Raw genomic sequence first — 14,233 nt, forward strand, 5'->3', positions numbered from 1 at the left:
CTCACGGCGCCGCCGTCTCCCGTGACGACGGCGCCGCGGTCGTCCCGGCACCACGTGTCGAGCGACCAGGTCGGCGGGCCGCCTTCGGCGCCGACCCGCAGCCGGCGCGACACCGCGACGGGGCCAGGATCACCGGCCCTCGCCGGTCGCCGGGTCCCGCAGCTTCGCCGTGAAGGACACCAGCGTGCCCCGTGGCTCACGCCGCGCCCAGCTGATGTGCCCACGCAGGTCCTGCACCAGGCTCGACACGATCTGCGTCCCCAGGCTCTCCCCCTGAGGCGTGAAGCCCTCCGGCAGGCCGACCCCGTCGTCCGCGACCGTCACGGTGAGCAGCTCACCGCGGTCCTCCTCGCTCCCCCGCGGGTCCGGCCCCCGGCGAGCCTCGATGACCAGCTCACCACCGGCCGGCGCCAGCCCGTGCTCCACGGCGTTGGACACCAGCTCCGCCACCACCATCGACAACGACGTGGCGTCCTCGGCCCGCAGCCGCCCGAAGGACCCCTGCAGCTGGGCGCGGACCGGCTCCTCGGTCCGCGCCACCTCGACGACGTTGTTGATGGACCGCTTGACGACCTCGTCGAAGTCGACCATCTCGTCGAAACCCTTGCTCAACGTCTCGTGCACCATCGCGATGGTGCCCACCCGCCGGACCGCCTCGTCCAGCGCGACCCGGGCCTCGCCCTCCGGCAGCCGTCGTGCCTGCAGCCGCAGCACCGCGGCCACCGTCTGCAGGTTGTTCTTGACCCGGTGGTGGATCTCGCGGATCGTCGCGTCCTTGGTCATCAGCTCGCGCTCGCGCCGACGCAGCTCGCTCACGTCCCGCATGACGATGACGGCGCCCACCCGGTCCTGACGCTCCACCAGGGGGATCGCGCGCATGGTCACGTGCCCGGCCCGGGTCTCCACCTCCGTGCGCCACGGCGCCCGCCCGGTCACCACCAGGGCGAGGGTCTCGTCCACGGGCGCGTGGTCGCGCAGCACCTCGGTGGTGATCTCGGCGAGCGTCACCCCGATGACCGGGCCGACGTGCCCGATGCGGTGCAGGGCCGAGATGGCGTTGGGGCTGGCGTAGGTGATCACCCCGTCCACGTCCAGGCGCACCATGCCGTCCCCGATGCGCGGAGCGCCCCGACGCTGGCCGGTCGGCACCTCGCTGCTCGGGAAGGACCCCGCCGCGGTCATCCGGCACAACGCGTCCCCGGCCGACATGTACGACAGCTCGAGGCGGCTGGGGACCCGTAGGTAGGCCGGGTTGGTGCAGCGGCTCATCACGGCGATCGACCGACCCTCGTGCACGACGGGTATGGCGTCCACCCGGACCCCCTCGTCGTCCAGCCATCCCGGGTCCTGATCCCGCACGATGCGGCGGGACGCGTAGGCCTCGTTGAGCGCCGGCCTGCGACGTCGCACCCGCCGGGTCCCCACGATGTCCTCGACGAAGACCATCCGCCCGGTGGTCGGGCGTGCGTGCGCGACCACCAGCCACTCCCCCGACGGCGTCGGCACCCACAGCACCATGTCGGCGAAGGTCAGGTCGGACAGGAGCTGCCAGTCGCCGACGAGCAGTCGCAGCCAGTTGATGTCCGAGGCGTCGAGGGTGGTCTCGGAGCGGAGGGTGTCGGTGAGGGTCGCCACGAGGGCCACCCTAGGTGACACCCCCCTGCCCGTAGCGGCGACCCGGCCCGGCAGCCACCTCGCAGGAGGCGGTGCCGGGCCGGGGATGAGGGTCCGAGGTGTCAGCCGATCACTCGGGGCTACCCGCGCGGATCACGCTGCGGAGGGTCCGCAGCGCCACCGACAGCGGCGCGATGCCCGGCCGCTCCAGCCGCGTGATGCCCGACAGAGCCGTCTGGGCCCGACCGAGCTGGTCGGCGTTGAGCTCCTCCCACCGAGCGATCTGCGCGGCCGGGTCGGACAGGTCCCCCGCGGTCGCCAGCACCGCGAGGGTGAGCGAGCCGAGGGCGGCATACAGGTCGTCCCGCATCGAGCCACGAGCCAGCGCGTCCCAGCGGTCGTCGCGCGGCAGGGCCGAGACCCGGGTGAGCAGCGTGTCGATGCCGAAGTGCTCCGACAGCTGGAAGTACAGCCGGGCGACCTCGTCGATCTCCCGACCCGCGCTGCGGGCGATGTCCACGATGTCCAGGACCGAGTAGAGGTCCAGGATGCCGGCCGCGCTGACCGCGAGGTCGGCGGGCACGCCCTGGTCCTCCAGCTGACGAGCCTGGCCCAGCAGTCGTTCCTGCTCGCTGCCCTTGAGCAGGTCGGCGATCTGCGGCTGCAACCGCGCCGCCGCGTCCCGGAAGCGCTCGATCTCGGCCTCGACGTCCAGGGTCACCGGGCGGTTCTGCAGGAACCACCGGGTGGCGCGGTCCATCAGGCGCCGGAACTCGAGGTACATCCAGGTCTGGGTGTCGGTCGGGACCTTGTTGTCCAGCTCCTCGACCCGCGCGACGAAGCCCTTGAGGTCGAACACCTCACGCGCCACCACGAAGGCCTTGGCGATCTGCTCCGGACGAGCCGCCGTCTCCTCCATGGCGCGGAAGGCGAAGGTCATCCCACCACGGTTGACCAGGGAGTTGACCACCGAGTTGACGATGATCTCGTTGCGCAGCGGGTGCTGCTGCAGCTGGTCGGCATACCGCTCCCGGACCGGCTCGGGGAAGTACTCCGCCAGGGTCCGGCGGAAGTACGGCTCGTCGGCCAGGCCGCTGGTCGCCAGGTCGGTCTTGAGGGCCAGCTTGGAGTAGGCCAGCAGGACCGAGGCCTCGGGCGAGGTGAGCCCGTGGCCCGACGCCACCCGGTCGGCGATCTCGGTGTCGGTGGGCAGGAACTCCAGGGCGCGGTCGAGCTCGCCCCGCTCCTCCAGCCACGCGATCAGGCGCTGGTGGACCGGCGCCATCATCTCGTCCTGGTAGCGCGCGTTGCCGAGCAGGACGTTCTGCTCGTAGTTGTCGCGCAGCACCTGGTAGGCCACCGCGTCGGTCATGGAGGCGAGCAGCTCGTTGCGCTGCTTCAGCGTGAGGTCGCCCTCCTTCATCAGACCCGTGAGCAGGATCTTGATGTTGACCTCGTGGTCAGAGGTGTCCACGCCGGCGGAGTTGTCGATCGCGTCGGTGTTGACGTGGATGCCGCTGTGCGCGGCCTCGATGCGGCCGAGCTGGGTCGCGCCCAGGTTGCCACCCTCGCCGACCACCTTGACGCGCAGGTCCCGACCGTCGACGCGGATGGCGTCGTTGGCCCGGTCGCCGACCTGGGCGTTGGACTCCGTGGACGCCTTGACGTAGGTGCCGATACCGCCGTTCCACAGCAGGTCCACCGGGGCGAGCAGGATGGCCTTCATCAGCTCGGCAGGGGTCATCGACGACGGAGAACCCTCCAGGCCCAGCGCCTCGGCCATCTGCGGGGACACCGGGATCGACTTGGCGCTGCGCGGGAAGACGCCGCCACCCTCGCTGATCAACGAGGTGTCGTAGTCCGCCCACGACGACCGCGGCCGGTCGAACAGGCGGCGCCGCTCGGCGTACGACGTCGCGGCCACGGGCTGCGGGTCGACGAAGATGTGCCGGTGGTCGAAGGCCGCGACCAGACGGATGTGCTCGGAGAGCAGCATGCCGTTGCCGAAGACGTCACCGCTCATGTCACCGACGCCGACGACCGTGAAGTCCTCGGACTGGGTGTCGTGACCCAGCTCGCGGAAGTGCCGCTTGACCGACTCCCACGCCCCGCGGGCGGTGATGCCCATGCCCTTGTGGTCGTAGCCCGCCGAGCCGCCGGAGGCGAAGGCGTCGTCCAGCCAGAAGCCGTAGGACTGTGCCACGCCGTTGGCGATGTCGCTGAAGCTCGCCGTGCCCTTGTCGGCCGCCACCACGAGGTAGGGGTCGTCGGGGTCGTGCCGCACCACGTCGACCGGGTGGACGATGTCCTGCCCGACGCGGTTGTCCGTCAGGTCCAGCAGGCCGGAGATGAACAGCTTGTAGGACTCGATGCCCTCGGCCAGCCAGGCGTCACGGTCGGCGGCCGGGTCCGGCAGCTGCTTGGCGAAGAAACCGCCCTTGGAGCCGGTCGGCACGATCACGGCGTTCTTGACCATCTGGGCCTTGACCAGGCCCAGGATCTCGGTGCGGAAGTCCTCGCGCCGGTCGCTCCAGCGCAGACCGCCACGTGCCACGTTGCCGAAGCGCAGGTGCACGCCCTCGACCCGCGGGCTGTACACCCAGATCTCGAACTTCGGCTTGGGCGCCGGCAGGCCGGGCACCGCGTGCGGGTCGAGCTTCATCGACAGGTAGGGCTTGAGGGCACCCTCCTGGGTGCGCTGGTAGTAGTTGGTGCGCAGCACCGCCTGGATGATGCCCAGGAAGGACCGCAGGATCCGGTCGGCGTCCAGGGAGGCGACCTGCTCCAGGGCATCCATGATGCGGGCGACCACGGCCTCCTCGGCGGCGCGCCGCTGCGTCATACCCTCCTCGTCGTCGGCGAAGGTCCCGACACCGAAACGGGTCTCGAACAGCTCGACCAGCATCCGGCTGATCTCGGGGTTCCCGACCAGCACATCCTCGATGTATGCCGCGGTGAAGGTCGTCCCCGCCTGACGGAGGTACTTCGCGATGGAGCGCAGGATCACGACCTGACGCGAGGTCAGGCCGGCGGCCAGCACGAGGGAGTTGAGGCGGTCCGACTCGATCTCCCCGGCCCAGGCCTGGGCGAAGGCCTCCTGGACGTGGGCCCGGACGTCACCGCCGTGGTCCTCCCAGTCGCCGTCGCGGGCGGCGCGCAGACCGAAGTCGTAGACATGGGCGGGCGCCCGGCCAGCCCGGTCCACGACATAGGGCCGCTCGTCGGTGACCTCGACGCCGAGGTCGGTGAAGATCGGCAGCACCCGGGAGAGGGACAGCTCGTGGTCGGTGTAGACCTTCATCCGCCGGACGCGGGCGTCGGCCCCGAGCGGCTGGTAGAGGTTCAGGCCGAGCTGGCCCGGGGCCAGCCCCTCCAGGTGGGCCATGTCGACGACGGCGACCCGCGCGCCGAACTCCTCCTTGTAGGACTCCGAGAAGGCCTGCCCGTAGGTCTTGAGCAGACTGGCGGCAGCCTCCTCTCCGTGCTCGTTGGTGACGGCCTCGCCGAGGTCGTCGGACCAGGCGCGGGTAACTTCGATCATCTTGCTCTCCAAGGCTGTTCGATCGACATCGGGCAGGGTGGCGCCCTGCTCGCCGCGCACCACGAAGTGCAGCCGGGCGAGCGTCGACTCGTTGACACGGGTGGTGTAGTCGATCTGGTCGCTGCCGAAGGTCTCGCGCAGCAGGCCCTCGATCCGCAACCGGGTCTCGGTGGTGTAGCGGTCACGAGGGAGGTAGACCAGGACGGAGGTGAAACGGCCGTAGACGTCCTCCCGGAGGAACACGCGCAGCTGCCGTCGCACCTTGGCGTGGATGATCGAGGTCGCGACCTCGGCCAGGGTGGCCGGGTCGGACTGGAAGATCTCGTCACGGGGGAAGGTCTGCAGAACGCCCACGAGGTCGCGACCGTCGTGGCTGTCCGGTCCGTAGCCGGACAGCCGCAGCGCCTCGGCGACCTTGTCGGAGACCACGGGGATGCGCAGGACGGACTCGGTGTAGGCCCCGGAGGTGAACAGGCCCAGGAAGCGCCGCTCCCCGGTCACCCGCCCCTCGGCGTCGAAGGTCTTGACGCCGATGTAGTCGAGGTAGACCGAGCGGTGCACCGTGGATCGGGAGTCGGCCTTGGTGATGATCAGCAGGTGGGGCTCGAGTGCCTTGGCCCGCACCGCCCCCTCCAGGTGGGCGATCGAGGCCTGCCGCTCGTCGTAGCGCAGGATGCCCAGGCCCGTGCCCGGCACCGCCCGCAGGGCGAGGTCCTCGCCCTCCCCGGCCAGGACGTAGTCCCGGGAGCCGATGAAGGTGAAGCTTCCCGCCGCGAGCCAGTCGAGCAGCCGGACGGCCTGGTCGATCTCCTCGCCCGGCACGTCGGCCGGCGGGTGGTCGCGCAGGACCGCGGCCGTGGACTCGGCGCGCTCGCGCATCTTGGGCCAGTCCTCGACGGCCTCGCGGACGTCGCCGAGGACCCGCACCAGGTGCTGCTCCAGGGCGCGCAGGTCGGCGCCGTCGGACTCCCGGTCGATCTCGACGTGCATCCAGGACTCGACGTGCACGTCGAACGCTCCGCGCGGGGCGTCCTCGGGGTCGACGTCGAGGATCTCGACCAGCTGGCCGGTGACGTCGCGACGCACCACGAGCCGGGGGTGGACCACGTCGTGGATCGTGCGCCCGTCGTGCATGATCGCCGCGGTGACCGAGTCGACCAGGAAGGACATGTCGTCGGTGACCACCTGGACCACCGTGTGTCCCGAGGCCCACTTGTTCTCCGCCACCGTGGGCGTGAAGGCCCGCACCAGGGCCGTGCCCGGCTCGCGTCGGCGCGCCAGGTCCCGGTGGGCCAGGGCCGCGCCCAGCAGGTCCTCCGGTGGTCTGTCGCGCAGATCCTCGGTGGCGGTGTGGCGATAGTAGCGGTGGAGGAGCTGGGCGGTGGTGCCGTCCCGGGAGCGCCCTGCCACCTCCGCGGCTGCGGTCAGCAGCTTCTCGCGGGGCTGGTCGAAGGATGCAGACATGGCCTGTGAGTACCTCATCGATCTCGACGGGTGCACGACTTTGTGCACTGGCGCCGAGACTAGCCGTATGCCGTGCGGACCGACAGGCCACCCCAGGCCTATCCGGACGGGCTCCCGAGGATCCCTCTCATGTCGACCCACCAGGTCGCCGATCACCCGCGACCGCCATGCATAGAGCCGCTTCCCTATGCATCCCTGTGGGTGGTGGCCGACCCGGTTCGCCCCGGCTGGCTAGAGTGCCGACGTGCCTGTCCTGTCGCCCACCTCCACCGCGCTGACCCATGCCGTCGACGAGCTGGACTGGACGACCGCGACCGTGGCGGCCTCCCCCGTCGTGCAGCGAGAGCTCGTGGCGTGCCTCCAGCTCCTGGCGGACCGGCTGGACGCGCTGGGCCAGGACGTGGGTCGCCAGGCCCTCGACCGCGTGGATCGTGCGCCGGGCGAGCTGGCCGCCGAGCCTGCGGCAGCGACGGCAGCTCTCGCCGGCCTGCCCGCCACCGGGCCCGCCCGGTGAGCGCCGGGCACCTCGACCCGGACCCGGCCTCCGTGCGCGCCGCAGCCGCGACCCTCGCGCGGCTGCACCGAGAGCTGCCGGCCCCCGAGGGATCCGAGGCCGCCCGGGTGCTCGGGTCGATGGCTCCCCTGGCCGAGGCGCTGGCCCGCCACGGCACCGTGCTGGCCGACACCTGGCAGGGCGCTGCGGCCGTGCGGTCCGGCCGGGACCGCTCCGCCGAGGGCCTGCTCGCGGATGCCCGGCTGCGCACGGACGAGCAGGCCCTCCTCGACGTCGTGCGCGGGGTCCGGGCCCGGCTCGGCCCGACGTCGCCCTGACCCCGGGCTCAGTCCTGCTCGACGAGCCGCAGGACCTCCGCCAGCTCGCTGACGTCGTACCACAGCAGGTCCTCGTCCTCGTGGGCCGTCGTCTCGTCGACGTGGAAGGACACCAGCTGCCCGAGCCGGACGGGCGAGGTCACCCGCACGAAGGCATAGCCGTCCGGGGCGTCGACCACGGATGCGGGCGGCAGGTCGGCGGCGGCGATCACGCGCCGGTGTGCGCCCGCCCGCTCCCCGGCGACCGCGGCGCACTCCCGCAACGCGTCGTACTCGCGCTCCTCCTCGTCGTCGTCGGGCAGCTCGCGGACCACGGCAGCCGTCACCGCGCAGGCACCGTCGAGGGCCGCGGCGGTCACCTCGCCACGGTCGCGCAGGGCCCGCAGACCGTCGATGTCGAGGGGGAGGTAGGTGCGGCGCACGGCCATGGGATCAGCTCCTGGGGGTCAGGCCCGCCCGACGAGCTCGGCGAGCGAGTCGGAGATCGCCTGGGCGAGCACGGCGAGGTCGGGGACGAGGTCACGATCGGCGTTGATGCCGTAGTAGACCCGTCCGTCGTAGGACGTCACGCCGATGGCCAGCGCCTGCCCGTCGGCGACCGGCATCACAGGATAGGTCTCCGTCATCGGGGTGGTGCCCAGGTAGCGCGGCTCCTGAGGGCCGGGGACGTTGGTGACGACGAGGTTGAAGAAGGTGCGGGAGGCGAGCCCGCCCATCCGGGCGCCCAGGGCGTGCAGGGTCGGCGATGCGAATCCCGCCAGGCCCGCCAGGGTGTCGGCACCCATCGCCCGGCCCCGGTCCACCTGACGCCACATGGCGAAGGCGATCTGGTGCAGCCGGACCACCGGGCTGGGCTCCCCCACCGGCAGGTCGACGAAGCAGGCCGACACGCGACTGGACGCGTGCACGTCGGCTCCCTCGGGACGGATGCCGACGGGAACCAGGGCCCGGGCCGAGGTGGCGCGACCGACGACCTCCCCGCGGCTCTCCAACCAGGACCGGATGGCGCCGGTCACGACGGTCAGGACGACGTCGTTGATGCTGGGCGTCAGGCCCACGTCGCCCCGGTCGACCCCGTCCCGCACGACGCGGTAGTCGTCGAGGTCGGTGGCCACGGTGACGTAGCGGCGGGCCTGGCCGGTGGGGCCGTTGAGGGCATTGCGGTGGGCCGGGCGGGACGCGGTGGTGGCGACCGCGGAGAGCACCTGACCCGCCCCGGCCAGGACGTCCGCGGCAGCCCGGCGCAGCTCACCGACGCCGGCGTCGGCCGCCTCCAGCAGACGACCCGGCCGCCGGATCGCCCCGAGGACCGAGCCCATCACCAGCTGGAGGTCGCTGGGCTCGCGCCCGGGGCCCCACGGCGCCGGGGGCGGGACGTCCGCGACCGGGGTGTCGTCGAGCACCACCTGCGCGATGTCGACCGTCTCGATGCCGTCGACCAGGGCCTGGTGGGTCTTGGTGACCACCGCGAAGCCTCCGCCCTCCAGGCCCTGGACGAGGTAGAGCTCCCACAGCGGGCGGCTCCGGTCCAGAGGGCGGGCGAGGACCCGGGCCACGAACTCGTCGAGCTGCTCCCGGGTGCCAGGGCGGGGCAGGGCCGCGGCACGGACGTGGTAGGTCACGTCGAAGGACTCGTCGGCCACCCAGACCGGGTTGGCGATCCCCCCGGGCACGGTGCGCACCCGCTGGCGGTAGCGGGGCACCCGCGCGAGGCGAGCCCCCACCCGCTCGAGCAGGTCGGCGTGGTCGGGTGCCTGGTCGTCCGGCGCGAAGACCATCACGGCGCCCACGTGCATCACCGCGTGGGGGCGCTCGAGGTAGAGGAAGGACGCGTCCAGGGGGGTCAACCGCTCGCTCACCGGGACATCGTCCCAGACGCGCCGGCCGGGCGCCCCTCGTCGGAGCGCCCGGCCGGTGATGGCTGCGAGGCGGGTCTCAGTAGGCGCCGTCGCCCTTGAGGACCGCGCGTGCCGTCTTGAGCAGGATCTGCATGTCCATGCCCAGCGACCAGTTGTCGACATACCGCAGGTCGAGGTTGACCGACTGGTCCCAGTCCAGGTTGGACCGTCCGCTGACCTGCCACAGGCCGGTCAGGCCCGGCTTGACGCGCAGCCGACGGTTGTCCTTGTCGTGGTACTTCTCAGCCTCCTCGGCCAGCGGGGGCCGAGGACCGATGAGCGCCATGTCGCCCCGGAGCACGTTGAACAGCTGCGGCAGCTCGTCGATGCTGTAGCGGCGGATGATCTTGCCGACCTTGGTGATCCGAGGGTCGTCCGCCATCTTGAAGAGCACCTTGTTGCCCTGCCCCGTCTGGGACTGGTGCTGCTTGACGAGCTGGGCACGCAGGGCGTCGGAGTCGGTGACCATGCTGCGGAACTTGATCATGGTGAACGGCTGGGCGTCCTGACCGAGTCGCTGCTGGGTGTAGAAGATCGGGCCCCTGCTGGTGAGCTTGATGGCCGCGGCCGTGATCACCAGGATCGGCGAGACCCCGATGATCGCGAGCAGGGCGATGGTGCGGTCCTGGATGTTCTTGAGGATGCCGCGGCCCAGCTTGTCCGACGGGCGCTCCCAGTGCAGCAGCTGCAGACCGGCGGTCGGCTGCATCGTGACCAGCGAGGGGGTCGTGTCGACCATCCCCGGGGCGACGACGAGGTCGGCACCCACGCGCTCCAGCGCCCAGGACAGGCGCCGCAGGGAATTGCCGGAGAGGCCACCCCCGGTGACCACGACGACGTCGATGTCGTGGTCCACGACCATCTGCGGAATCTCGGACAGCACGCCCCAGACCGGGACCTGCGAGGAGCCGGGAGTCATCGGCACCACGTCCAGGCTGGCCAGGGCCATGCCCACGACCTGCATGCCGTGGTCCTTGGTCGTGGCGAGCTCGTGCGCGAAAGCGCCGGCGGTCGAGCCGTCACCGGCGACCAGCGTGCGGAGCATCGCGTCGCCGGAGGTGCGGCGGCGCTTGAGCGTATGGCGCACCATCAGGCGGTGGACGATCGTCAGGAAGGCGATGGCCGGGACACCCACGAGGACGTAGCGCCGCGGCAGCTCCACCTTCATGGCGTAGGAGAGGAAGCCCAGGACCGCCATGGCGCCGAACGCCGCTCCCGCGACGGCCTGGACGGCGGCGGTGACCTCGCTCATCCGGCGCAGGTCATAACCGCGTCGGATCAGCAGCAGCACGCACCACAGGATCCCGGTGCCCACGGCCCCGGCGATGGACTGGTGAAGGGTCCGCTGGTCGTTGACCATGAGCACGAAGGTCAGGGTGATGGCGATCAGCACGTCGCCGACCACCGCCTGGCCCATGGTCGGACGCTCCCACCGGGCGCGCCGCGTGCGTGCTCGCGCCACGGGGTCGAAGCGCTCGACCTCCTCGGGCGTCCGCTCCCGTCCTGCGACGGCCGCCGGCACGACGTACGGCCGGTCGGAGGTCCACGAGATCCTGGGCCGGGTCGTGGGCTGGCGGCGCTCCTCGCCCTGGGGCTCGGCTCCATCCCTGAGCTCCTGCTGGACCGTCATCTCCCCCCTACCTCTTCCTGTCGTCCTGTTCGTTCCGTATCGGCTCGACCACCCTACGGGCGCCTGAGAGCGGCGCGCAGGGCGTTACCTCATTCCCGCACCGCAGGCGCAAGGTGGCAACACTGAGTCACGACCATTGCACTATATGCACAGAATGTCGCACGAGGGCACGAATCGGGCGGATGCCCCCCTAGATGGGGCAGGCGCGGCCGCAGACCCCCCGCGGCTCAGCTCTCGCCCGACACGTCTCCCAGGTCGAGCCAGGACAACAGCAGCCTAGCCACGTCGGCCAGGGCCGGCGCAAGCGGGGAGCCGGGGGCCGCCTCCCGGAGGCTGACACCCCCCAGCAGCGCCTGGTCGGCCGCGTCCGGGTCGAAGGGGAGCAGCCGGAGCCGTGCGACCCCGGCGAACCGCTCCAGCAGCACGCGGACCCGCTCGCCTGCCCGCGGCCCCACCGCCGCCGACCTCAGCTTGTTGACCACCACGGCCCTCGGCTCGACGTCCCGGTCCCCCAGGTCACGCAGCCCGCGGACCAGCCGCTGCAGACCCACCGGGTCCGCCGCCCCCACCGCCAGGACCTCGTCGGCCACCTCCAGCGCCGTCAGCGTGGCCATGTTGCGGCGAGGCGCGAGGGTGTCGTAGCTCAGCTCCTCGTCGTCGTCCAACGAGGCGGCGCAGTCCACCAGGACCAGGTCGTGCTCGAGCCTGGCGACGTCCAGGATCCGCTCGACGGCGGCGGACCGGACCTCCGGCCAGCGGTCGGCCGCAGGGATTCCGGTCAGCACGCGCACGCCGGGCGCGACCTCGGGTGCCAAGCGGGCGAGAGACAGCCGGTCGAGGGTGCCGTGCTCCGCCGCGCGGCAGGCGGCGGCCAGGCCCGGCGCCTCGTCCAGCACGGCCAGGTGCTGAGCCACCGACGCGGCATGGGTGTCCAGGTCGACCAGCAGCGTCCGCACCCCCGCCGCCCCGAGCTCGATCGCGAGGTTGACGGCGAGGGTGGTCCTCCCGGGCGCGCCGTGGGGCCCCCACACCGCGATCACCCGCCCACGACCCGCCGGCTCGGGCGACCTCGACGCCGGGTCCGCCGGGTCCGCCTCACCCGCCGGCTGGTCCGCCGGCGACGCCGCCGTGGTGCGCGCCAGGGCGGCTACCACCGCGGCATACAGATCGGCCGGAGCCGCATCGGCCGGGACCAGGGTGCTCACCCCCAGCTGGCGCAGCCGGGTCTCCTCGGCCTCATCGCCCGGGGCGACCAGCCCGACGACCCCGACGGACCGCAGCCGCAGGTCCCGGACCGCGCTGAGGTCGAGCCTGCGCAGCCGCGCCGACAGCAGGACCACGTCGCCCAGGCCGGCCTCGGCAGCCGCCATCAGGTCGGGCAGGTCGACGCACCGGCGACCCACGGTCACCCGCGTGCCCAGCGCGACGACGACGTCGGCGTCCCACCCGTCCGGGAGCGCGGTCAGGACGGACGGACGTGGCCCCCCGCTCATGAGCCGCTGCGCAGCACGGCGCCGGGCAGGGGGACGGCGGTGACCCGGTCCTTGGCGTCCACGGCCGCCAGCAGGGCCGGGACGGTCGCGGTGGGCACCCACACCTGCAGGGAGACGGTGCTGCCGCCCCCGGTGAGGCTGGCCGACTGCTCCGGCTCCCGCGCGACCGAGGCGTTGCCCACCACCAGCCGGGGTGCGGCATAGACGTCGGTGCCGCCCTGCGAGCTGTGCCGGCTCACCCAGACCTCCACGGCCGTGCCGCGCACCAGCGGGCCGGTCGAACCCGCCGGGACGGGGACGGACACCTGCCGCTGGGCGACCTGGTCGCGCGAGCCCAGCGCCGAGAGCGGCACCAGCTCACCCCGCGCGACGGAGCGCACGACGTGCGAACGGTCACCCGGGAGCCCGCCGGCCGGCAGGTAGTCGCCCTGCAGGGAGCCCAGCCGGACCTGCACCGGGCGCAGGTCCGCAGCCGAGAGGGCCTCACCGGCCCCGAGGTCGCGGGTGGCGACGTAGACCGCCGTGGTGTCCTGCGCCGCAGCGACGAGCCGGGCCCCGAGCGCCACGCTGGCCAGCACCAGGAGCAGCCCGACGAGGAGCCGGCCGTCACGCCACGAAGGCTGTCGCAGGCGCCGGGCGCTGCGGGCCGGCTCACCGGCGGCCGGCGTGCCGGCCCGTCCTGTCCTCGGTCGCCACGGTGCCACGGGGGTCCTCCTCACCGGCCGCGGGCGCGGCCACTCCTGTGCTCCATGGTGACGCGACGGCGCCGGACGGGGCGGTCGTCATCCACAGGGGAGGGACTCGACGCGGCCCCTGTCCACAGGCGCCCGGTCGCGGACCGGACGGCAGCCCTACACTCGGGTCCAGCCGGAGCATCCGGCAACAGATCGCACGAGGAGAGCTGCGCATGCCCAAGCGCTTCATCCAGCTGGCCGAGGTCGCCGAGGTGCTGGACATCTCGTCCGCCCAGGCCTATGCCCTCGTGCGCTCGGGAGAGCTCCCCGCGATCAAGGTCGGCGGCCGGGGGCAGTGGCGGGTGGAGAGCAGCGAGCTCGAGGACTACATCCAGCGGATGTACTCCGAGACCAGGGCCTTCGTGGCGTCGCACCCCTTCGGCCAGAGCGAGCCCGAGGCCTGATCCCGGGCGGCGCCCTCACACCTGCCGGATCGCAGCGATCCCGTCCAGGGGGACGGTGACCAGCCGGGTGGCCACGCCACGCCGGGCGGGGACGTCCGCCGGCACCAGCGCCAGGTCGAGGTGGTCCTGACCGACGGCCTGGACCATCCCCTCCAGGACCTCCCCCGCGGCGAGGTGCACCCGGACCGCCCGCCGGTCCCGCGCCAGGTCTCGCACCGCGGCCCCCACCGGGCGGTCCGCGACCCGACCACCCGGTCGAGCCGCGCGGGGCAGCCCGGCCAGGTGCCGGACCGCGCCCGTACGCACCACCTGGGCCCGCTCGTCGGCCTCCAACCGCAGCCAGCCGACACCGGCGTCGGCGAGCACGCCGTGGAGCATCTCGCCCCCGGGCAGCGCCACCTGCAGCGGATGCCCCTCGGCGGCCAACGCCCGGTCCAGGATCGTCGTGCTCCCGCGGTCGCGGCGCACCCGGTCGGGAACGGAGCCCAGCTCGTCGGCTCGCTCCTCCTCCGCCCAGCGCCCCTCCAGGTCGTCGAAGAGCTCGTCCCAGCGCCCCATGGTCCCCCTTCGGTGCGTGCGTCCGCCCCGGTCGGCGGCGCCCGCTCGGCCCCAGCGTACGAGCCA

At 72.6% G+C, this 14,233-nt stretch carries 11 protein-coding genes; 3 read left to right on the top strand and 8 right to left on the bottom strand.

Annotated features, from left to right (window positions below; all coding sequences use genetic code 11):
• Nucleotides 1-129 precede the first annotated feature (129 nt).
• Nucleotides 130-1,635 carry a sensor histidine kinase gene (locus tag MM438_RS11195; protein ID WP_241452564.1) on the bottom strand — a complete coding sequence of 502 codons (1,506 nt, stop codon included), beginning with the start codon at nt 1,633-1,635 and terminating at the stop codon, nt 130-132.
• 109 nt (nt 1,636-1,744) lie between these two features.
• A complete protein-coding gene (locus tag MM438_RS11200) occupies nt 1,745-6,619 on the bottom strand; it encodes an NAD-glutamate dehydrogenase (protein ID WP_241452565.1) in 4,875 nt (1,624 codons plus the stop codon).
• A 244-nt stretch (nt 6,620-6,863) separates the two neighbouring features.
• Between MM438_RS11200 and MM438_RS11205 the strand changes: the two genes are divergently transcribed.
• On the top strand, nt 6,864-7,133 hold the full coding sequence (locus MM438_RS11205) for a hypothetical protein (protein WP_241452566.1): 270 nt from the start codon (nt 6,864-6,866) through the stop codon (nt 7,131-7,133).
• Nucleotides 7,130-7,450 (top strand): hypothetical protein, encoded by a 321-nt coding sequence (locus tag MM438_RS11210; protein WP_241452567.1) that lies wholly within the window; start codon nt 7,130-7,132, stop codon nt 7,448-7,450. Before MM438_RS11205 ends, MM438_RS11210 begins: the two co-directional genes overlap by 4 nt.
• Nucleotides 7,451-7,458: 8 nt before the next feature.
• On the opposite strand, the gene MM438_RS11215 is transcribed toward MM438_RS11210, so the two are convergent.
• From MM438_RS11215 to MM438_RS11235, 5 genes are all read right to left on the bottom strand, one after another.
• Nucleotides 7,459-7,878, bottom strand: a complete 420-nt coding sequence (locus MM438_RS11215) for a DUF6912 family protein (protein ID WP_241452568.1) — start codon at nt 7,876-7,878, stop codon at nt 7,459-7,461.
• A gap of 18 nt (nt 7,879-7,896) precedes the next feature.
• On the bottom strand, nt 7,897-9,309 hold the full coding sequence (locus tag MM438_RS11220; protein ID WP_241452570.1) for a WS/DGAT/MGAT family O-acyltransferase: 1,413 nt from the start codon (nt 9,307-9,309) through the stop codon (nt 7,897-7,899).
• A gap of 76 nt (nt 9,310-9,385) precedes the next feature.
• Nucleotides 9,386-10,978 (bottom strand): sugar transferase, encoded by a 1,593-nt coding sequence (locus tag MM438_RS11225; protein WP_241452571.1) that lies wholly within the window; start codon nt 10,976-10,978, stop codon nt 9,386-9,388.
• A gap of 227 nt (nt 10,979-11,205) precedes the next feature.
• Entirely contained in the window at nt 11,206-12,471 is a 1,266-nt protein-coding gene (locus MM438_RS11230; protein WP_241452572.1) for a CpaE/TadZ family protein, read from the bottom strand.
• The gene (locus tag MM438_RS11235; protein WP_241452573.1) at nt 12,468-13,175 is read right to left on the bottom strand and encodes an SAF domain-containing protein; all 708 of its coding nucleotides are present in this window, start codon (nt 13,173-13,175) and stop codon (nt 12,468-12,470) included. Before MM438_RS11235 ends, MM438_RS11230 begins: the two co-directional genes overlap by 4 nt.
• Nucleotides 13,176-13,378: 203 nt before the next feature.
• Here MM438_RS11235 and MM438_RS11240 point away from each other — a divergent pair, with 203 nt between their 5' ends.
• Nucleotides 13,379-13,609: a helix-turn-helix domain-containing protein gene (locus tag MM438_RS11240; protein WP_241452574.1), complete on the top strand. Its 231-nt coding sequence runs from the start codon at nt 13,379-13,381 to the stop codon at nt 13,607-13,609.
• A 15-nt stretch (nt 13,610-13,624) separates the two neighbouring features.
• Here MM438_RS11240 and MM438_RS11245 read toward each other — a convergent pair whose 3' ends face one another.
• Nucleotides 13,625-14,167, bottom strand: coding sequence for a hypothetical protein (locus MM438_RS11245; RefSeq protein ID WP_241452575.1), 543 nt, complete (start codon nt 14,165-14,167; stop codon nt 13,625-13,627).
• Nucleotides 14,168-14,233: the final 66 nt, after the last annotated feature.

This window comes from Arsenicicoccus dermatophilus (assembly GCF_022568795.1).
Classification (GTDB): Bacteria; Actinomycetota; Actinomycetes; order Actinomycetales; family Dermatophilaceae; genus Arsenicicoccus; species Arsenicicoccus dermatophilus.